A 21,477-nucleotide genomic window follows, 5' to 3' on the forward strand; every position below is an offset into this window, starting at 1 on the left:
GAAGCCGGTGCCATGCACCGCGCTGTCTGTTTCGCGGGTAAACCCGCTCCCTCAGGGTGATGTGACCTGCTTGCGAAATAAATCAACTGCGCGGCATCGCAAACCTAAAGGCTGGGTACCCGATGACCGTCCATTGCACATCCCCCCGCGCCTCTGTAACAATCGCGAATAGTTATCGTTAGTTAGTGCATACGTTCCAGGGGGGACGCTGCTTGCCTGCTCAGAGCCCACACGCCGATCTGGTCGGTGCGTTGTACCGCGACCATCGCGGCTGGCTGCTCGCCTGGCTGCAACGCAGCATGGCCTGCCGCCAACGTGCCGAAGACCTCAGCCAGGACACTTTCGTGCGCCTGCTCGGCCGTGAGCAGCTGCAAACCCCGCGTGAGCCACGGGCGTTCTTGGCTGCGGTGGCCAAGGGCCTGATGTTCGATCACTTCCGCCGCGCTGCCCTGGAGCAAGCCTACCTGGCCGAGCTTGCGCAGCTGCCCCCTGCCGAACACCCCTCGCCCCAGGTGCAGCACCTGATCCTCGAAGACCTCAAAGCCATCGACCGCCTGCTGGGCAAGCTGTCCAGCAAGGCCCGCACCGCCTTCCTGCACAACCGCCTCGACGGCATGGGCCACGCCGAAATCGCCGAACGCCTCGGGGTATCGGTATCCCGGGTACGCCAGTACATCGCCCAGGGCATGCGCCAGTGCTACGTGGCTCTGTATGGGGAACCTACGTGAACAACGCACCGGTGTCAGCCAAGGTGCTGGAGGCCGCCATTGCCTGGAAGCTCAGCCTGGACGACATTGGCACAGCCCCGGATGAGCGCAGTGCCTTCATGCGCTGGCACGCCGCCAGCGATGAACATGCCCGTGCCTGGCGCCAACTTGCGGCCCTGGATACCCGCGTCAGCGCGGCCGCAGGCCCGGCACGCCAGGCCCTGCTGCAATCGCGGGCAGGTTTGCGCCAGCGTGTCAGCAAGCTTGGCGGGGGGCTGGCCGGCCTGTTCCTGCTCGGTTCCTTGCTGGCGTGGGTGGGCGCGCCCTCGCTGGCGCCGAGCTACTGGCTGGCAGACCAACGCACTGCCACCGGCGAGTTGCGTACCCTGCGCCTGGAAGACGGCACCATGCTCAGCCTCAATACCCACACCGCCGTGGATATCAATTACCAAGGCCAGCAGCGGGTAATCGTGCTGCATCAGGGTGAAATCTCCATCGAGACCGGCCACGAAGACCCGCGCCCACTGCTGGTACGCACCGATGACGGCCGCCTGCGGCCACTGGGCACGCGTTTTCTGGTACGCCGGGAGGCCGAAGGCACGCGCCTGGAGGTGTTGCAGGCCTCGGTAGGCGCCCGGCCCTCCAACAGCGGTGATGAGCAGGTGCTGAGCGAGGGCCAGCAGGTGCTGATGAACGCCAATGGCCTGGGCCAGATCGGCGCCGTGGCGCCCGGCGCAGACGCCTGGACCCGCGGCATGCTGGTGGTGGAAGACATGCGCCTGGCCGACCTGCTGGCCACCCTGGGGCGCTACCGCAGCGGCTACCTGGGCGTGGACGACAAGGTCGCCGACCTGCGGGTAAGCGGCAGCTTCCCGCTGGCCGATACTGACCTGGCACTGGAGTCACTGGTACCCGCGCTGCCGGTCAAGATCGAGCGACATACCCATTGGTGGGTCAACGTCACACCCCGGTAACTTGGCCAGGCATTGCACCGGCCCATTATTTTTTGCCCTACCCCTGTCACTTTTCAAACCTCGCCCGGCAAGGAAGCAGTTAGCACTTATCCGTTTAGGAGCCGCTGCATGTCCCGAGCTGTCGATCGTATCCTGCGCCCCAGCCTGATGGCCCTGGCCATCGCCGTGAGCGCGCCCCTGGCAAGCCCCGCCTTACTGGCCGCCGAGCAGTCCACCACCCGTGCCTACGCGCTGCCCAGCGGGCCGCTGGCCGCTACCCTGAACCAGATCGCCAGCCAGGCCGGCATCGCCCTGGCCATCGACCCGGCGCTGGTCAGCGGCCGCAGGTCGGCACCGGTCAATGGCCAGTACAACGGCCTGGGCGCCCTGCAGGCCGCGCTGCAAGGCAGTGGCCTGCAGTTGCAGCAGAGCAGCGTGGGCAGCTACAGCCTGGTAGCGGTTGCACAGGGCAGCCTGGCCCTGCCGGCCACCACCGTGGATGCCGCCAGCGTCAGCGAAAATGCCTGGGGCCCGGTGGAAGGCTACGTGGCAAAACGCACCGCGGCAGGCACCAAGACCGATACCGCACTGGTCGAGGTGCCCCGTTCCATCTCTGTGGCCACCCGTGAGCAAATGAAAGACCGTGGCGTTCACAGCCTGGATGATGCGGTGCGTTACATGCCGGGCATCGTCTCGGCGAGCTTTGGCAGTGACACCCGCTATGACTGGATGCGCGTGCGCGGCTTCGAACCCACCCAGTTCCTCGACGGCCTGCCACTGCCGCGGGGCGTGTATGCCAACCCAAAGGCAGAAACCTGGAACCTCGACCGCCTGGCCCTGCTGCGCGGCCCAGCCTCATCGCTGTATGGCCAGACCCCGCCCGGCGGCCTGCTGGACATGGTCAGCCGTCGCCCGCAGGCCGAGAGCAGTCATGAAATCGAGTTGCAATATGGCAGCGACAACCATCGCCAGATCAACTTTGCCAGCACGGGCAAGATCGACGACCAGGGGCAATGGCTGTACGGCATCAGCGGTGTGGTTCGCGATGGCGGTACGCCCATCGATCATATCGACGACAAGCGCTACAACATTGCGCCCAGCCTGACCTGGAACATCGACGAAGACACCTCGCTGACCCTGCTCAGCCAGTTCACCCGCGACGATACCGGTGCCACCAGCCAGTTCCGGCCCGTACAAGGCACCAAGATCGACATGCCGTTCGGCAAGGTGTCGCACCACAAGAACCTGGGCGACCCAGGCTACGAATACTACGACCGCACGTACTACGCGCTGGGCTATGCCTTCGAGCACCGGTTGAATGACGTGTGGCAGTTCCGCCAGAACGTGCGCTACACCAAGTCCGACCTGGCGTTCCAGACCATCACCCCCGGCAGCTACAACCGCGAGAGCCCGCCTGTGAGTGACGATGGCACCGTTCGGCGCATGTCCACCAACACCGATGAAGACATCAGCCAGTTTGCGGTGGACAACAACTTCCAGGCGGACTTCAACACCGGCGCCCTCAGCCATACCTTGCTGATAGGCCTGGACCACCAGCGAATCAACACCAACTACCTGTCGATCTTCGGCTTTGACGTGCCGGACAGCAACGTCAACAACCCGGTGTATGGCTTGCCCATCACCCGCCCGCCCCGCTCCACTGCGTTCTACGACTACAACCAGAAAACCCGGCAAACCGGCGTGTACTTGCAGGATCAGATGGCACTGGACAACTGGCGCCTGACCCTGGGCGGTCGTGAAGACTGGGTGCACACGGGCACCAAGTTCTTCAATAAAGACGACGCCACCCATACCCAGCGGGACAAGCAGTTCAGCGGCAACGCCGCGCTCAGCTACGTGTTCGACTCAGGCTTCGTGCCTTACCTGTCCTACGCCGAGTCCTTCCAGCCCACCCTCAACGCAACGGCATCACCTACCGAGTCGTTCAAGCCCACCGAAGGCAAGCAGTGGGAGCTGGGGGTGAAATATCAACCGCCAGGCTCCAGCACCCTGCTTTCTGCTGCTGTGTACGACCTGACCCAGAAGAACGTGTCAGTAACCAACACCGTCGGCGGCATCACCATCACCAGCCAGACAGGTGAAGTGAAAGTACGTGGCCTGGAACTGGAAGCCGTGTCGGATGTGAGCGACAACCTGAAGGTGATCGCCACCTATACCCTGGCCAAATCTGATGTCCAGAAAGGCGACTACAAAGGTAACCGCCTGCAACTGATGCCTAACCAGCAGGCATCGGTATGGGGCGACTACACCTGGCACGCAGGGGCACTCGATGGGTTCGGCATCGGCTTGGGCGCGCGCTACACCGGCAACACCTACGGCGACCAGGCCAACACCTACCTGGGCAAGGCGAATGCCTACACCGTGTTCGATGCCTCCATGCATTACGACCTGGGCCGCCTTGCCAACAGCCTCAAAGGTGCGTCGGTTGCGGTCAATGCCACCAACCTGTTCAACAAGGACTACCTGTCCACCTGCGACAGCTACTACTGCTACTACGGTGACGAACGCAGCGTGGTGGCCAGCGCTTCCTACCAGTTCTGAGTAACGGGGCGGCCGCGTTGCGGCCCCCCAGCTTGAACGCCCCAACCGGTACCCCGATGAAAAGCCCAACCATCCGCCGCTGGTCGACGGTTCATACTTACAGCAGCCTGGTCTGCACGGTGTTCCTGCTGTTGCTGGCCATTACCGGCCTGCCGCTGATCTTCCACCACGAACTGGAACACCTGCTGGGCGATGCGCCCGAGCTGCGCCAGATGGCTGCGGGTACTCCACACCTGGACCTGCAGCAACTGGTGCTCAAGGCAGAACAGCACCGCCCGGGTGACGTCGTGCAGTACTTCGGCTTCGATGCCGACGAACCCGACGGTGTGGTTGCCATTACCGCCGCCACGGCCGGCACCGAGCCCAATGCCTCCCACACCTTCATGCTCGACGCCCGCACCGGCGAGGCCGTGGCCATGCCCGCCGCCAATGGCGGGTTCATGATGGTCATGTTGCGCCTGCACGTGGACATGTTCGCCGGGCTACCGGGCAAGCTGCTGCTCGCTTTCATGGGGGTGCTGTTCATCGTGGCGATCGTCTCCGGCACCGTGCTGTACGCACCGTTCATGCGCCGGCTGCCCTTTGCGGCAGTGCGCCGGGACAAATCCACCCGGCTGCGCTGGCTCGACCTGCACAACCTGATTGGCATCGTCACGTTGACCTGGGCCTTGGTGGTCGGGGTAACGGGTGTGATCAGCGCGCTGTCCGACCTGGTGATCGCCGCCTGGCGCAACGACAGCCTGGTGACCATGGTGGCGCCTTACCGTGATGCCCCGCCGCTGACCGAGCGGGCGCCGGCCAGTCACCTGCTGCACATCGCCGAGCAGGCTGCACCCGGCATGCAGGCAGACTTCATCGCCTTCCCGGGTACGCGCTTTTCCAGCGAGCACCACTACGCCGTGTTCATGAAGGGTGCCAGCCATCTGACGTCGCACCTGCTCACCCCGGTCCTGATCGACGCCCGCAACCTAACGGTGACCGCCGTTGGTGAGCGCCCCTGGTACATGGATGCCATGGGGCTCTCGCAGCCGCTGCACTTCGGCGATTACGGCGGGCGGCCCATGCAGGTGCTGTGGGCGGTACTCGATACCCTGACCATCGTGGTACTGCTCAGTGGCCTGTACCTGTGGTGGGGCAAGCAGCGCAGAGCGCGGGAGCAAAAACCATGAGCCACAGCTCACGCAGTACCTGGCGTATCTTCGCCTGGCCAGGGCTGATCGCGGTGCTTGGCGCGGCGGGGCTGTTCGCCGCACTGCTCGGTGACGGCGTATGGGACATGCTGGCCTGGCTGGGCCTTGGCCTGCCGGCGGTATTGGGAGTGTACGGCCTCGGCAAACGTTGAGGTACCCGGGTAACGCGCCTGAGCCTGCCAGGCCCACCAGGCTATGGCGCCAACCCACAGAGTGCCGCCCATGAGCCTGCAACAATTCATCGCCTACGACCAGCAGTTAGCCGACCTGCTCACCCCGCTACCCCAACCCGACACCCGCTTGCCCTGGCTGGAGGCACGCCAGCGTTACTTTGCCGACCTCGCCGCCTATTGGTTGGACACCGGCGCCACCCCCTCAACACGCCAAGCCAGGCTGGCCGCCGTGTTACGCGCCCAGCTGCTGGCGCAGATCAACCTGCGCATTGGCGACCATACCCTGGGTTCGAACCACGCCGAGTTGATGAAAACCTGCATCGAGTTGCCGCTGCCGTGGCAGCGCCAGCACCTGCCCAGCCCCACGCGGCCACAGGTTTACCGGCCCATGCTGGATATCAGCGCCCCTAACTGGCGTGGCTACCTGCCCGGCACCTTCATCATCATCGAAGGTGGCCCTGAAGGGCGCATGCCAGACCCGGCCCAACCCAGTGAATATGCGCTGCTGTGCAGTTTGTCCCACGGCATCGAGGCGTTCGATGACCTGGCGGAGTTGCATGTGGAGCTGTGCGAACGGCTGGATGACCCACTGCAGAGCCAACCGCTGTTGCGTCATCTGCCTGATGAGCAAACGCGCGACCTGGCGCGCAACGCCGGGCGCCTGCGCTACGAGTGGTTCAACGACGACCTGGTGCAGCACCAGGCCCAAGTGCTGATAGATGGCCAGCGTGTACGCCTGACCCACGTATGGGAGGCAGCCGTGCCAGCGGGCCAGGTGAACTGGCCCGAGTTGGCCGAGCGCCTGGAACACGCTGCCGACCTGCTACCCCTGGCGGGCAGCCCGCCCGCCCTGCATACCCGCTATGGCCTGTTGCTGGAACGCAATTCTCCGGCCTGGCTGAAGAACGCCTCGCCACAAGCCCTCACCCATGTGATGCAGACCATGCAGGAACTGGTCATCGCCATCGACCGCGCCGCCGCCCCTGGCATCCTCAGCCACGAGCAGTTTCTGGACCAGAACAGCCTGAACGCCTGGACGTGTGAGCGCCTGCGCGCGGCCCTGCGCCAGCGCCACCAGTTCGACGCCGACCCGCTCGAGCTGTATGTCAGCGTGACCATGGCCCGTCAGCGCGGCCCTGTATTGCACCCAGGCCTTGCCACAGGCTACATCCCGGCGGCAAGCCGCCCCCAGGTCGGCGACACCATCGAGCTGGTGGGCAAAACCTACCGCCTCGACCAGCTGGCAGCGCTCAATGTTGCCTGGCTGGACATCGACTACTGGCTCACCGCACGCGTACACCGCAAAGACAACAGCGCCGTCCCGCAGGTTACCCCCGCACAGATCAAGCAACTGGTCCGCGACCTGAACGTGGGTGAAACCTACAGCCGGTACCTGCGTGCCCACCTGCTGGCCTCACCCGATGCACAGTGGCGTGAACAGCAATACATTGCGATCAGCACGGCACGCATGCAGGCCGAGGCAGCGAAGGCCCGTTACGCCGGGCATTATCTTGAAGACGTGTTCGAACGGGGCTACGCCTGGAGCAGGGCGGTCATCGATCACCCGGACAGCGAACAGCGGCACAGCCATGGCCACCGGTTGAGTGTTCGTCAGTGCCTGATCGACAGCCACACAGTCATGGGCGTCATGTTGATCACACCGGATACCCCGGGCCTGCAGCGGTTCGTGGTGTACACCCCCGACGCACCGGACCGACGGGCCTGGCGCGAGTACCGCAACGCCCGCCACCTGCTGCGCACACTGCGCGCTCAGCCCTTGTTGCGTGACTACCTCAAGGAGCGCCTGCCACTGGCAGACCATGCCCAGCTGGAGCGGGGCCTGCTGAAAGGCCGCATGGGGCCAAGAATCGCCACGCCGGTCATCACTGGCAATTTTCAGCAGGCCCGCTACCTGGCCGAAGTACGGGCAGCACTCGCCATGGTGGATGCCAGCACCAATACCAAGCTGGAGCTGCTTGGCGAGTTCAGCCTTCATGCCCTGTGGGTGCTGCTCGACCTGGTTAGCCTGGTACTGCCAAACCGCGCGCTGACACCACTGTCATTCGGCCGTGCGGTGATCTCTGTTCTGGACATGACCCAGGCCTACAAGCAGGAAGATCGTGTGGGTGTACTGAAGCATCTGGTAGAAGCCTTTACCCATGTCAACGACGGTATAAACAGCATCGGTGGCTCCACCGTAGTGCGCAGGGCGATCAGGGGCATGCCACCGACCCCGCCTGTGCTTTTGCCGCCAGCCCTGGCCCTGCGCGTAGACACCCAGAAGCTGCATTACCGGGTAGACGGTATTCACAAGGAAGGCATCTACGAACAGAAATCCCCCTATCCTGGGGTCACGTTCTACTTCATCAAGGACTCGGCAGGCCGCACGTATCAGGTCGCCTTCGACGGCTATCGATGGCGCGTGGTCGACCCTCGCCAGCCCGACGCGTACACCAAGGTGCCGGTAAAGCGCCGCAAGGACGGTGAGTGGGTGGTGGATTCGCCCGTGCTCTGGTACGACGGCCTGCCTGACCTGGGAGCGCTGCTGGACGGCTGTCGTCTGGCCGAAGTGCCACTCGGCACCCCTGCGGGTACCCCGGGCCTGTACCTCAGCACTGGCCAGCTCTACCTGCTGGCAGGTGGACACGCCTTCCCCCTGCGCAGGCACCTGCTGCTTGATCACTACCACCTGCAACTGGAAAGTGCCTCAGCGGCGGCCGTTCACGCCTGGGCCATCCTGCGCTGGCAGGGCCAGCAGTGGCGCATGCGTGTGCGCCAGGCCGGGCGCAGCAGCGCCTGGCTGGCGCTACCGCAGGGCTACGCGGTCAGCGTGGGCAGCAGTTGATCCAGGCGTTGGTACAGGGCGCTGCTGCTGGGCCAGTTGCGCAGCAGCCGTGCGCGGTCGCGGGCATAGGCCGGGGCAAAACTCAGCTGGGTCGCATGCTGGGTCATGGCATCCAGGTCGATCAGCGACCATTGGCTGCCCTGCCAGAACAGGTTATGGCCCTTGAAGTCGCCATGGCTGATGCGCTCGGCGATCAGCCGCTGCATCAGCTGTACCAGCGCCTGAACCTGCTCTTCAGGGGCCTGCCCCGTTTCAACGTGCGGCGCGAAACAGGCGCTGAGGTCTGGCCCGTCGATGTATTCGGTCACCAGGTAGGCCGTGCTGCGCAAGCCCATCACCCGCTGCTCCAGCACCGCCAGGGGGCGCGGCGTGGCGATATCCAGAAAACGCAGGCGGTGCCCTTCGATCCATGAATGCCAGGCACGGCTCGGGCGCCAGAACCGCTTGAACCAGTGCGCGGTGTTCTTGATGTTGTAGCGTTTAAGCACCAACGGGCGGCCATTGACCTCGATGCGCGCCACACTGGCGGCGCCGCCGGTCTTGTACAGGTGCCCTCGGTCGATCAGTGCATCGGCCTGTTCGAGCACCGGCAGCATGGCTTGGGCCTCACTGCGCACCACTGCGCGCAGGCCAGCCAGGCTGCGCTGCACACTGAACAGGCTGCATTCGCGGCCGGCTTTTTCCAGGTAGTCCTTCTGGCGCCAGGCGCGCACCTTGTCTACCTGCTTCTGCAAGGCTTCCAGGGGCAGCGCATGTTCGGCATTGGCCAGCAGATAATGCACCAGCAGCTCTTCGATGAAGGGCTCCAGGCGTTTGGGCAACTGGGCAAAGAACACCCCGAGGTTTTCCAGCACCCGTGGCCGCGAGAGCTGCTGGCCAGGCGTTTCAGCCTTGATACCGGCGCCGTCGATCAGGTACAGCTTACCGCCGTGGCGCAGCAGGTTGTCCAGGTGCAGGTCTTCCTGCCACAAGCCCTGCCGGTGCATGTGTGCCACGGCGGTCAGCGCCTCGCCCAACACGGCCTGTTGTTCGTCGGCCAGTGCAGGCAGTTGTTCCACGCCAGCCCAGGCATCAGCCAGGCTCTGTGCGCCATCGAGAAACTCGAACAGCAACCAGCCGCCTTCACCTTCCACCAGGCCATCAGCCAGCAGCTTCGGTGTCGTCAGGCCTTGCTCGGCCAGCAGTTTCACCCCTTGCAGCTCACGCTGGAACTGGCGTGCGGCGTTGCTGCCTACCAGCAGCTTGGCCAGCACCGGAATGCCCCGCCAGATACCCGCGCCTACGTAACGCTGGCCTGGCAGCACACGCAGCAGGCTCAGCAACTGCAAATCGGCACCACCGGCAGCATCTGCCAGGGTCAGGCTCAGGGGCAGCGACGGGTGGCGACCTGCCGCTTTCAGTTCAGACAGGTGCATCAGCGTGCCTCTTTGTGATGGCGGCGTTGCATCAACCGTTGCAGCCAAGTGTCGACCAGCGTGCTGCCTGCAGGCTGCGCCAGGTAGGCCGCCAGCAGCGTGCGCACGTCGTGCTCACCCCACACCGGCGCCCGGCGCAGCAATGGCTCCAGGTCGCGCAGGCGGTCACGCATGCCGAACAGCAACGGCCGGGTTTTTTCCAGGTCGATCAGCTGTGCGTCCCAGCCTTCCCGGCGCTGGCGCAGGAAGATGTGCTTGGGATAAAAGCACCCATGCACCTGGCCGGCGGCGTGCAGCGTACGCGCCAACTGGCCGCACGCTATCAGCATGCCGTCGCGCGCAGCGGCGCCCACCTGCGCCCACTGCGCCAGTTGGCTGTCGAGGTCGCTCCAGTCGTCCAGCGCACGGGTCATCAGCACCGCCCGGTGCTGGCCAGCCTGTTTGCGTTCGCCGTAGAACACCGCCTGCAGGGCCGGTATGTGCAGTTTCTGGTAACGCACGATGTTGCGAAATTCGCGGGCGAAGGTGGGTTCGCCGAACGGCCGGTGCAGGGTGCGGGTCAGGTAGTCGCTTTGCCGCTTGAGGTAGTAACCCTTGCCCTCAAGCTCCAGGCGGAACACGCTGCTCCAGCCACCACGGCCGGTATTGGGCTCGTCCACCGCGTCCAGTTGCAACGCCCACAGCGCCTCGAAATCGTCCAGGCCATGGCGTTTGAGCAGCGCCCTGTCGTCGCTGGCCACGTAGTCGGTCATTCCCTTCCCTCGAAAAAGCCCAGTACCTGGCGGATACGCTTCTTGTCCCGGTCGTTCAGCCGGTTGCGCTCACGGTACTGCAGGTAGAAGCGCAGGCGCTGGGTGGCAGACAAGTGATACTTGGCCACTTTGTCCAGGCAGGCCAGGTCCTTGATCAACCGGTGACGCCACATGAAGCCCCGCCAGAAGTCGCCAGTGGGGCAGTCGATGAAGAACACCGTGCCCTGGTCGTCGACCAGCAGGTTGCGCCATTTCAGGTCGTTGTGGGCAAAGCGGTGCTCATGCATGACCCGGGTGTGGCGGGCCAGCTGGCGGCTGATATGGTCGACCCACGCGCGGTCGGCCAGGCGCGCATCATGGCGCTCGGCCAAGGCCGACAAGTCTTCGGTGTTGGGCAGCTCGCGGGTAATCATGGCACCGCGGCCGAAGGCCAGGCCGTTGCGCTCAAGCCCCCAGGCCACCACTTCGGCCGTGGGAATGCCCCACTTGTCGAACTGCTTGAGGTTCTGCCATTCGGCCTTGATACGCGGCCGGCCCAGGTAACGGCGCATGTGCTTGCCGGCACCGGTGTAGCGTTTGACGTAGTAGTTGACCCCGTCACGCTCGATCCGCACCACCTCGCTGAGCGGGTCGCGGGTAAGGCGCTCGCCCTGGATGGCAAACACCGCATCGAGGCTGCCGAAGTCCGCCGCCAGATGTTGATAACCTGGCGCCAGTGTCCAACTCGCCATCAGAGTGCATCCCCATAGCGTTGCTTACGGTCGTAGAGTTTCTGCGCCTTGCGTTCCAGCCAGGCCAGCAGCGCGGCCTCGTCCCGCAGCACCTCGCGCAACGGGCGCTGGAAGTACGCGCGCAAAAAGCGCAGCTTGTCGCGGGCGGTCAGGCCAATGTCCAGGGCCGAGAAATACAGGGCGGCCAGGTCTTTGTCGCGCCAGCGCCGGCTGATTTTCGCCCGTGTCTGCGCACGGTGCAGGTCGATCACCGACAGTTTGAAGCCATCCGCCGTCACCGGCCGGTCTGTGTGCAACAGGAAATGGCAGATGTAGCAGTCACGGTGGTTCACCCCGGCGCGGTGCATGCCACCGGTCATCTCGGCCACCCGTGCAATCAGCGCATGCTTCAGGCGCGGCTGGGGTGGTTGCTTCACCCAGTCGAGGCTGAAGTCTTCCAGGCTGATGGTGGGCGCCAGTTCTTCGGTGATGATGAACGAGTGCTGCGTGGCCGGGTTACTGCCGCGCTCACCGTAGGCAACGGCGGTCATGGTCGGTACACCCACTTCATGCAGGCGCTGGATGGCTCGCCATTCCTGGCCTGCACCGAGCACCGGCAGCTTGGCCGTGAGCAGGTTCTTGGCAATCTCACCCCAGCCGATGCCGCGGTGAATCTTGACGAAAAAGCCTTCGCCAGCCACCTCGGTACGCAGCGTGCGACGCCCTTCCAGCTCCCGGTACACCTCGCCTTGCAAGGCTTCCACGGCGTCGAAGGCATCACGCCCGGCCCACAGGCTTTTGAAGGGTTCGGCCAGTATCAGCTTCATACGCCCTCCTGCCCCAGGATCACGTCGGCAGCGTGCTGCGGCATGCTGTACAGGTCGGCGGTATCAGCGAAGCGCAGGCCGTTGCGCGACCAGTCGGCGCGGGCCTGTGGGTCTTCGAGCATGCGCTGCAGGTAGCCGTTGAGCTGCTCTTGTTCGAACGGCTCGTCCAGCACCAGGCCACACTCGGCCTCGGCAATGTAATGCGCGTAGCCGCACACCTTCGACACCAGCACCGGCAAGCCTGCTACCAGCGCTTCGAGCAACACCGTACCGGTGTTCTCGTTGTAGGCCGGGTGGATCAACAGGTCGGCACCCAACAGGAAACGCGGGATGTCGCTGCGCCCTTTCAGGAACTGCACCTGGTCACCCAGGCCCAGGGTTGCGCTCTGCAGCTGGAACACCTTGGGGTCATCCTGGCCGATCACCATTAGCCGGGTGCGCTTGCGCAAGGCCGAAGGCAGCGCAGCCAGCGCCTTCAGGCTACGGTCCACACCTTTGGTCTTGAAGCCGGAGCCAATCTGCACCAGCAGCAGTTCGTCATCTGCCAGGTTGAATTCCTGGCGGAAACCCGCGCGAATCTCGGCGGCGTTGGCCGGGGCCCGGCGGTCCTGGGAAATACCCGGCGGCAGCAGGTGAAAACGCTCGACCGGGGTGCCGTAATGCTTGATGAACAGCGGCTGCTGCACTTCGGAGATCATCAGCACCTCGGTGCTGGCGTGCTTGTCGAACACGGCCCGCTCGTACTCGGCAAAGTGCCGGTAACGGCCCCAGCGGCGGTACAGGCCACCGCGCAGGGTCTGGGCCTTGTCTTCAAAGCAGCCATCGGCAGCGTAATAAACGTCCAGCCCCGGCATTTTGTTGAAGCCGATCAGGCGGTCGACGGGGCGCTCGGCCAGGTCGGCCTGCATCCAGGCGGTGAGCTTTTCGTTGCGGCGGTGGTTGAAGATCGCCTTGACCGGCGCCACCAGTACTTCGAAACCTGCGGGGATGTCGCCCTCCCAGATCAGCGTGTACACACGGATCTGGTGGCCGCGCCGTTGGCACTCCAGGGCGATGCGCATGAAGTCGCGCTGCAGCCCACCGAAGGGGAAGTATTTGTAAAGCACGAAAGCCAATTGCATCAACGGACATCCTCAGCCAGCAGCAGCGCGCTCAAGCGGCTCGCCACATGCTCGGGATTCAGGCGAGTGAAGCACAGCGGCCACTCGCGGTTCGGATCGTACCGGCGCAGGTCTTCGGCGCTCGGTTTGTAGGTGCATTTTTTTTGCAGGCAGGGCGCGCACGGCCAGTCACTGGCCTGGTGCACCTGGGTCCGCCCGTAGGCCCCGGTAAGGCCGGGGTTGGTTGGGCCAAACAGCGACAAGGTAGGCACATCGAGCGCTGCGGCCAGGTGGCCCAGGCCGGTATCGACCGCGACGCAAGCCTTGGCAGCGGCAAGCACGCGGGCCACACCTGCCAGGTTCAACTTGGGCAGCACCTGGCAGTTGTTCAAGCCCTGGGCGATGCGCTCGGCCCGGGCCTTTTCCGCCGGGTTGCCCCAAGGCAGGCGCACTTGCAGCCGGCGACGGCCCATGCGCTCGGCAAGCTCGCGCCAATAGGCTTCGGGCCAATGCTTGGTGGCCCAGGTGGTGCCATGCAGAAACACCACGTAGGGTGCAGCCGGTGGCAGTTGCAGGCGGTCGAGGTCCAGGCCGTATTGGCCGATCCCTTCCGGCAGGTCATAGGCCAGGGCCATGGCGAACAACTGGCGAACACGCTCCACGGCATGCTGGCCGACGGCAACCGACAGGCGCCGGTCGTAGAAGCGGCTGGCCCAGCCTTCACGGGCAGAATAGCGGTCCAGCCCGGCGATGGGCGCCTTGACATAGCGGGTAAGCCAGGCCGACTTGACCAGGCCCTGGGCATCGATCACCAGGTCGTACTTGCGCGCGCGCAGGCGCTGCTTGAACGCCTTCCATTCGCCGCTGCGCAGCGTCTGCCACAGGTTCTTGCGCCAACGGCGGATCGCCACCGGGATTACCTGGTCCACGGCCGGGTGCCAGCTGGGGATTTCGGCAAAGCCTTCTTCCACCACCCAGTCGAAGCGGATGCCGGGTATGGCGTGGGCCGCATCGGTAAGGGCCGGCAGGGTGTGGATCACATCACCCAGCGACGAAGTCTTGATGATCAGTACCCGCACTTATTCGACCTCGACCACAGCATCAATCAACCCCGGGCCACTCAGGCTGTGCAAGGCCGCGATGACGCTGCCTGGCTGCAGCAGGCGCAGGCAGTTGTAGTGGCCAAACCGGCAGGTCCGGTCGAAACACGGGCTGCACTCGATGCCGGTGCGCACCACTTCCACCTGTTCGGCCAGCGGCGGTGTGAAGCCAGGCGATGTCGAACCGTACACCGCCACCAGCGGGCGGTTGAGGGCAGCTGCCACGTGCATCAGGCCAGAATCGTTTGACACCACGGCCTGGGCACAGGACATCAGGTCGATGGCTTCGGCCAGGGAGGTTTCACCGGCCAGGTTGGACGATTCTTCACGCAAACCAGGGATTAGCCGGTCACGGATCTGCTCACCCACCGGGTGGTCGTTTTTCGAGCCGAACAGCCATACCTGCCAGCCCTGGCGGATCATCGCGTCGGCGACTGCAGCGTAATGCTCGGCAGGCCAGCGTTTGGCCTCGCCAAACTCGGCACCTGGGCACAGTGCGAGCACCGGGCGGTCCAGCTCCAGCCCGAACTTGGCCAGGGCAGCGTCGCGGCTCTGGGCTTCGATCTGCAAGCTGGGGCGCGGGTAAGGTTGCGGCAGCGCTGCCCCCGGCGCGTAGGCCAGGGCCATGAAACGCTCGATCATCAGTGGGTAGCGGGTCTTGTCCAGCTTGCGCACATCATTCAGCAGGCCAAAGCGCATCTCGCCGCGCCAGCCGGTGCGCTTGGGGATACCGGCAAAGAACGGCACCAGCGCCGACTTGAGCGAATTAGGCAACAGGATGGCCTGGTCGTACTGACCGGCCAATGACTTGCCAATGCGCCGGCGGGTGGCCAGTTCCAGCGCACCATGGCCAAGCGGGAAGCTAAGCGCCTGCCGCACCTCAGGCATGCGCTCGAGGATAGGCCGGCTCCACTCGGGGGCGAGCACATCGATCATGCAGTCGGGGTGCTGCTGTTTCAGGCACTGGAACAGGGTCTGCGCCATTACCATGTCGCCGACCCAGCTGGGGCCAATGATCAGTATTCTCATGCTTAGTCCAGAAACACTCGGGGAGGCTGCAGGCTGCGGTAAGCCTGGCCTCCCCTCTTTATATTCAGGCTATGTGGCGGACAGTGTACCACCCACGTGGGCCATTCGCGGGCAAGCCCGCCTACAGGCGATTGGCCTTTCACGTAAGGCCCAGCTCACCCCATATACGCCGTACCTCACGGCGTTCATCGGCAAACTGCGCCGCGTCGATCACCCCGGCCTGCTTCTGCAATGCCTGGCGGTGCGAGGCCGAGCGGAACGCCTTGTACACTTCACGCAACAACGCCGCGTCGCTGGCCGGCATCAGGTTCGCCTGCTCCAGCTCTTCCAGGATGCGGATGTTATCGGTCCATCGCAGTATGGCCGCATGGTCGTGCGACCAGGCCAAAGCGGCGTATTGCACCATAAATTCGATATCGACGATACCGCCCGCATCCTGCTTGATGTCAAAGGGCATGCCGGCATCGAAGGCATTGGCCGCCGTGCCGGCGGCGGTTGCCTTGGTGCCCAGGTTGTCACGCATCTTGGCGCGCATTTCACTCACGTCGATGCGCAGCTTTTCCAGGTCCCGAGGCTGGCCCAGTACCTGGGCACGTACGCCCTCGAAGGCCGCGCCTACCTGCGGGCAACCCACCAGCACCCGGGCGCGTACCAGGGCCTGGTGTTCCCAGGTCCAGGCTTCGTTCTGCTGGTAGCGCTGGAACGCCCCCAGTGAGCTGACCAGCAGCCCGGATGCGCCAGAAGGCCGCAGGCGCATGTCCACGTCGTACAGCTGCCCCGAGTTGGTCTGGGTGGTCAGCAGGTGAATGATGCGCTGGCCCAGGCGGGTGAAGAACTGCGCGCTGTCGATAGGTTTGGCGCCGTCGGTTTCCGCCTGCGGGTCACCGTCGTGGATGAACACCAGGTCAAGGTCCGAGCCATGACCCAGCTCCAGGCCGCCGACCTTGCCGTAACCAATGATGATGAAGCCCGGGTCGCAGGGGCTGCCGTCGCTGCGCACGGGCTGGCCGTGGCGGGCCACAGTCTGCCGCCAGGCCAGGGCCAGCACTTGGTCGAGGATGGCTTCGGCCAGCCAGGTAAGGTAGTCGCTGACCTTCATCAGCGGCAGGTTGCCGCTGATTTCCGAGGCTGCCACGCGCAGGCTGTGGGCCAGCTTGAAGTGGCGCAAGGCCTCCATCTGCTGCTCCAGGTCGTCCTCGGGGATACGGGTCAGCCTTTCACGCAGCTCGCTGGCCAGCTCCGGCGCCAACGGCGGGCTGAACAGGCGCCCTTCGTTGAGCAGCTCATCGAGCAGCAACGGGTAGCGGGCAATCTGCTCGGCAATCCACGGGCTGGCCGCACACAGCGTCAACAGCCGCCGCAACGCCCCGGGGTTTTCCGTCAGCAGCACCAGGTAGGCCGAACGCCGCGCCACGGCTTCGACCAGCGGCAACACCCGCTCCAGCACCAGGTCGGGGTTTTCGTGTTCGATGGCCTGGGCCAGCAGGCGCGGGATGAAGGCATCCAGGCGCTCGCGCCCGATACGCTGCATCGAGCGCAACTGCGGGCTGGAGCGCAGTGCCGCCAGGCGGCGCAAGGCTTCAACGGGTTGCCGGAAGCCGGCTTGTTCAAGCTGGCGACCCGCTGCTTCCTCGTCCTGGGCCTGCTCCCACAGCGGCGACCACTCGCCGCCCACCACCAGCTCGCTTTCACCGTCCTCGTCATCCGGGTCGGCGATCACCTGCCGGAAGTGCCAGTCGATACGGCTCCGCCAGTGGCTGAGCTGGGCCTGGAAGCCCTGCCAGTCAGCGAACCCGAGCATGTACGCAACCCGTGCCTGGTCGGTGTCGCTGTCGGGCAGCATCTGCGTCTGGCGGTCGGCAATGGCCTGGATGGCATGCTCGGTATAGCGCAGAAACGCATAGCCCTCGCGCAGCTCCGCCACCACCGCGGGCGGCAGGTAGCCCTGCCCCTCCAGCGTTGCCAGCACCTTGAGCAGCGGCCGCTGTTGCAGGCTCAGGTCCCGCCCGCCATGGATCAGCTGGAAGGCCTGGGCAATGAACTCAACCTCGCGGATACCACCCGCACCCAGCTTGATGTTGTCGGCCATGCCCTTGCGCCGCACTTCCTGCTGGATCAGCTGTTTCATGGTGCGCAGGGCTTCGATCGCCGAAAAATCCAGGTACCGTCGGTACACGAACGGGCGCAGCATGTCTTGCAACTGCGCCCCGGCTGCCTGGTCCCCGGCCACCACCCGCGCCTTGATCATGGCATAGCGTTCCCAGTCGCGGCCCTGGTCCTGGTAGTACTGCTCCAGCGCATTGAAACTAAGCACCAGTGCCCCAGACGAGCCGTAGGGCCGCAGGCGCATGTCGACGCGGAACACGAAGCCGTCGACGGTGACAGGATCCAGCGCCTTGATCAGGCGCTGCCCCAGGCGGGTGAAGAATTCCTGGTTATCCAGCGAACGCTTCACGCCTTCGGTTTCGCCACCCTCCGGGAAGGCGAAAATCAGGTCGATGTCCGACGACAGGTTCAGCTCGCCGGCCCCTAGCTTACCCATGCCCAGCACCACCATGTGCTGCGGCTGGCCACTGCGGTTACCGATGGGCGTGCCGAACTGCTGGCAGTGGCACGGGTACAGCCACTGGTACGCTTCATCGATGGCGGCATCGGCCAGGTCGGACAGGTCGCGGCAGGTCTCAGCCAGGTCGGCTTGGCGGGTGATGTCCCGCCAGATGATCCGCAGTTGCTGGCGGTTGCGCTCACGGCGCAGGTTACGCGCCAGTTCTTCTTCTGTTTGCGCCGCCTGGGCTACCTCGGCGACCTGGGCACGCAGCTCGCCGGGCGCGTGGCGCCGGTCCATCGCGCCCGCGGCCAGCAGGCCGAAGAGCATGGCAGGGTCACGCTGGGCCAGGCCGAGCACGAAATCGCTGGCGGCGGCCACCTGATCGAACTGCTGGCGGTGCAACGAGCTCCAGAGGTTCAGGTCCAGGCCGGGGTGGGCAGCCACGGCATCTTGCAAAAACTGCCCATTGCGCGTGGCCAGTGGCTGCAGGGCAGGTGGCAGATCGGAGGGCAAAGGTAGGCGCATGGTCTATCCTTGATCGGCGTGAAAAGGGAGAGGGAAAGCGGCCAAGTAGATACCGGCCCACGGTTGGACTGTCGTACAAAGGTTGGAAATAGCTGAAATGCCTGTTTTTGTGGCAACAAACATCAATGACCACCCGTTCGCGACTCACTACCAACCAACATGAACGTTTTTCCTCACAAGCCGAGATGCGACCGAACGTCGCACAGCTGTAGTTTTACTACTACCCATGGCGTGCAAAGGCATGAAATGAGAAAGCAAATGTAGTAAAACTACACGGCGCCGGACGATACCCCGGTATTCCAAGAATTCACGACGTCTGCCCATAAGGCCAGTCGCAATCTCAGGCAACCGATTCTGGTTGCCTTTCCGCCCTGGAGCAAGCCATGCAAGACCTCGATCCAATCGAAACCCAGGAATGGCTGGATGCCCTGGAGTCGGTCCTCGACAAAGAAGGCGAAGACCGCGCTCATTACCTGATGACCCGTATGGGCGAGCTGGCCACCCGTAGTGGCTCTCAGCTGCCGTATGCGATCACCACGCCATACCGCAACACCATCCCTGTCACCCACGAAGCACGCATGCCTGGCGACCTGTTCATGGAACGCCGCATTCGCTCGATGGTGCGTTGGAACGCCCTGGCCATGGTCATGCGCACCAACCTGAAAGACTCGGACCTGGGCGGACACATCTCCAGCTTCGCCTCCAGCGCCACCCTGTACGACATCGGCTTCAACTACTTCTTCCAGGCCCCGACCGAAGAACACGGCGGCGACCTGGTGTTCTTCCAGGGCCACGCCTCACCAGGCGTCTACGCCCGCGCCTTCATGGAAGGCCGCATCAGCGAAGAGCAGATGAACAACTTCCGCCAGGAAGTGGACGGCAACGGCCTGTCCTCGTACCCGCACCCGTGGCTGATGCCTGACTTCTGGCAGTTCCCGACCGTATCGATGGGTCTGGGCCCGATCCAGGCCATCTACCAGGCACGCTTCATGAAGTACCTGGAAGCCCGTGGCTTCATCCCGGCTGGCAAGCAGAAAGTCTGGTGCTTCATGGGCGACGGCGAGTGCGACGAGCCGGAATCCCTGGGCGCTATTTCCCTGGCCGGCCGCGAGAAGCTGGACAACCTGATCTTTGTCATCAACTGCAACCTGCAGCGCCTCGACGGCCCTGTGCGCGGCAACGGCAAGATCATCCAGGAACTCGAAGGCGTGTTCCGTGGCGGTGGCTGGAACGTCAACAAGGTGGTCTGGGGCCGCTTCTGGGACCCACTGCTGGCCAAGGACACCAACGGTGCCCTGCAGCGCCGCATGGACGAAGTCATCGACGGCGAGTACCAGAACTACAAGGCCAAAGACGGCGCCTACGTGCGTGAGCACTTCTTCAACACCCCAGAGCTCAAGGCCATGGTCGAAGACCTGTCCGACGACGAGATCTGGAAGCTCAACCGTGGCGGCCACGACCCGTACAAGGTCTACGCGGCGTACCACCAGGCTGTTAACCACAAAGAGCAGCCGACCGTTATCCTGGCCAAGACCATCAAGGGCTACGGTACCGGTGCGGGCGAAGCCAAGAACACCGCGCACAACACCAAGAAGGTCGACGTCGACAGCCTGCGTAAATTCCGCGACCGCTTCGACATCCCGGTCAAGGATGCAGAGCTGGAGAACCTGCCGTTCTTCAAGCCTGAAGAAGGTTCCGCCGAAGCCAAGTACCTGGCCGAGCGCCGCGCAGCCCTGGGCGGTTTCGTGCCGCAGCGCCGCGCCAAGAGCTTCAGCGTGCCTACCCCGCCACTGGAAACGCTGAAAGCGATCCTGGACGGCTCGGGCGACCGCGAAATCTCCACCACCATGGCCTTCGTGCGTATTCTGGCGCAGCTGGTCAAGGACAAGGAAATCGGCCAGCGCATCGTGCCGATCATCCCGGACGAAGCCCGTACCTTCGGTATGGAGGGTATGTTCCGCCAGCTGGGCATCTACTCGTCGGTCGGCCAGCTCTACGAGCCTGTCGACAAAGACCAGGTGATGTTCTACCGCGAAGACAAGAAGGGCCAGATCCTCGAGGAAGGCATCAACGAAGCCGGCGCCATGTCGTCGTTCATCGCTGCCGGCACCTCGTACAGCTGCCACAACCAGCCGATGTTGCCGTTCTACATCTTCTACTCGATGTTCGGCTTCCAGCGCATTGGCGACCTGGCCTGGGCCGCTGGCGACAGCCGCACCCGTGGCTTCCTGATCGGCGGTACTGCCGGCCGTACCACCCTCAACGGTGAAGGCCTGCAGCACGAAGACGGTCACAGCCACATGATGGCCGGTACCATCCCGAACTGCCGCACCTACGATCCTACCTACGGCTATGAGCTGGCGGTGATCATCCAGGACGGCATGAAGAAGATGACCGAAGAGCAACAGGACATCTTCTACTACATCACCGTGATGAACGAATCCTACCAGCAGCCTGCCATCCCGGCCGGTGCCGAGGAAGGCATCATCAAGGGCATGTACCTGCTGGAAGAAGACACCCGTGACGCCGCACACCATGTGCAGCTGATGGGCTCGGGCACCATCCTGCGCGAAGTGCGCGAGGCAGCGAAGATCCTGCGTGAAGAGTTCAACGTCGGTGCCGACGTGTGGAGCGTCACCAGCTTCAACGAACTGCGCCGTGACGGCCTGGCCGTGGAACGCGCCAACCGCCTCAAGCCTGGCCAGAAGCCACAGCAGACCTACGTCGAGCAGTGCCTGACCGGTCGCAAAGGCCCGGTGATCGCGTCTACCGACTACATGAAGCTGTTCGCCGAACAGATTCGCCAGTGGGTGCCAAGCAAAGAGTTCAAGGTCCTGGGTACCGACGGTTACGGTCGCAGCGACAGCCGCAAGAAGCTGCGTCACTTCTTCGAAGTCGACCGCCACTTCGTGGTGCTGGCTGCCCTGGAAGCCCTGGCTGACCGTGGCGAGATCGAACCCAAGGTTGTGGCTGACGCCATCGTCAAGTTCGGTATCGACCCGGACAAGCGCAACCCCCTGGACTGCTGAGGAGTATTTTTA

At 64.2% G+C, this 21,477-nt stretch carries 15 protein-coding genes; 7 read left to right on the plus strand and 8 right to left on the minus strand.

Annotation, left to right across the window (positions count from 1 at the left end; all coding sequences use genetic code 11):
- The first annotated feature begins 212 nt into the window (after positions 1-212).
- The 6 genes from IAE36_RS14590 (at position 213) to IAE36_RS14615 (ending at position 8,430) form a co-directional block, all read left to right on the plus strand.
- On the plus strand, positions 213-728 hold the full coding sequence (locus IAE36_RS14590; protein WP_201213127.1) for an RNA polymerase sigma factor: 516 nt from the start codon (positions 213-215) through the stop codon (positions 726-728).
- Positions 725-1,681 (plus strand): FecR domain-containing protein, encoded by a 957-nt coding sequence (locus IAE36_RS14595; RefSeq protein ID WP_201213129.1) that lies wholly within the window; start codon positions 725-727, stop codon positions 1,679-1,681. The genes IAE36_RS14590 and IAE36_RS14595 overlap by 4 nt, the downstream gene beginning before the upstream one ends.
- Before the next feature lie 108 nt (positions 1,682-1,789).
- Entirely contained in the window at positions 1,790-4,222 is a 2,433-nt protein-coding gene (locus IAE36_RS14600; protein ID WP_201213131.1) for a TonB-dependent siderophore receptor, read from the plus strand.
- Between the two features lie 56 nt (positions 4,223-4,278).
- Complete coding sequence (locus tag IAE36_RS14605) at positions 4,279-5,391, plus strand: PepSY-associated TM helix domain-containing protein (protein ID WP_201213133.1); 1,113 nt, start codon at positions 4,279-4,281, stop codon at positions 5,389-5,391.
- Entirely contained in the window at positions 5,388-5,564 is a 177-nt protein-coding gene (locus IAE36_RS14610) for a hypothetical protein (RefSeq protein WP_177331223.1), read from the plus strand. The genes IAE36_RS14605 and IAE36_RS14610 overlap by 4 nt, the downstream gene beginning before the upstream one ends.
- Positions 5,565-5,634: 70 nt before the next feature.
- Positions 5,635-8,430 (plus strand): dermonecrotic toxin domain-containing protein, encoded by a 2,796-nt coding sequence (locus tag IAE36_RS14615; protein WP_201213135.1) that lies wholly within the window; start codon positions 5,635-5,637, stop codon positions 8,428-8,430.
- On the opposite strand, the gene IAE36_RS14620 is transcribed toward IAE36_RS14615, so the two are convergent.
- From IAE36_RS14620 to glnE, 8 genes are all read right to left on the minus strand, one after another.
- Complete coding sequence (locus IAE36_RS14620; protein ID WP_201213137.1) at positions 8,403-9,845, minus strand: lipopolysaccharide kinase InaA family protein; 1,443 nt, start codon at positions 9,843-9,845, stop codon at positions 8,403-8,405. The genes IAE36_RS14615 and IAE36_RS14620 overlap by 28 nt on opposite strands.
- A complete protein-coding gene (locus IAE36_RS14625; RefSeq protein ID WP_201213138.1) occupies positions 9,845-10,597 on the minus strand; it encodes a lipopolysaccharide kinase InaA family protein in 753 nt (250 codons plus the stop codon). The genes IAE36_RS14620 and IAE36_RS14625 overlap by 1 nt, the downstream gene beginning before the upstream one ends.
- Positions 10,594-11,328 carry a lipopolysaccharide kinase InaA family protein gene (locus tag IAE36_RS14630; protein WP_028635260.1) on the minus strand — a complete coding sequence of 245 codons (735 nt, stop codon included), beginning with the start codon at positions 11,326-11,328 and terminating at the stop codon, positions 10,594-10,596. Before IAE36_RS14630 ends, IAE36_RS14625 begins: the two co-directional genes overlap by 4 nt.
- Positions 11,328-12,134, minus strand: coding sequence for a lipopolysaccharide core heptose(I) kinase RfaP (rfaP, locus tag IAE36_RS14635; protein WP_028635261.1), 807 nt, complete (start codon positions 12,132-12,134; stop codon positions 11,328-11,330). The genes IAE36_RS14630 and rfaP overlap by 1 nt, the downstream gene beginning before the upstream one ends.
- Positions 12,131-13,255 (minus strand): glycosyltransferase family 4 protein, encoded by a 1,125-nt coding sequence (locus tag IAE36_RS14640; protein WP_201213139.1) that lies wholly within the window; start codon positions 13,253-13,255, stop codon positions 12,131-12,133. The genes rfaP and IAE36_RS14640 overlap by 4 nt, the downstream gene beginning before the upstream one ends.
- Positions 13,255-14,313, minus strand: a complete 1,059-nt coding sequence (waaC, locus tag IAE36_RS14645; RefSeq protein ID WP_201213140.1) for a lipopolysaccharide heptosyltransferase I — start codon at positions 14,311-14,313, stop codon at positions 13,255-13,257. The genes IAE36_RS14640 and waaC overlap by 1 nt, the downstream gene beginning before the upstream one ends.
- Entirely contained in the window at positions 14,314-15,363 is a 1,050-nt protein-coding gene (gene waaF, locus IAE36_RS14650) for a lipopolysaccharide heptosyltransferase II (RefSeq protein ID WP_201213141.1), read from the minus strand. It abuts the gene before it with no gap.
- Positions 15,364-15,502: 139 nt separating this feature from the next.
- Entirely contained in the window at positions 15,503-18,436 is a 2,934-nt protein-coding gene (gene glnE / locus IAE36_RS14655; protein WP_201213142.1) for a bifunctional [glutamate--ammonia ligase]-adenylyl-L-tyrosine phosphorylase/[glutamate--ammonia-ligase] adenylyltransferase, read from the minus strand.
- Between the two features lie 383 nt (positions 18,437-18,819).
- On the opposite strand from glnE, the gene aceE reads away from it, so the two are divergent.
- Positions 18,820-21,465, plus strand: a complete 2,646-nt coding sequence (gene aceE, locus IAE36_RS14660; protein ID WP_028635266.1) for a pyruvate dehydrogenase (acetyl-transferring), homodimeric type — start codon at positions 18,820-18,822, stop codon at positions 21,463-21,465.
- Positions 21,466-21,477 lie beyond the last annotated feature (12 nt).

Source organism: Pseudomonas sp. S36 (assembly GCF_016647875.1).
Taxonomy (GTDB): Bacteria; Pseudomonadota; Gammaproteobacteria; order Pseudomonadales; family Pseudomonadaceae; genus Aquipseudomonas; species Aquipseudomonas parafulva.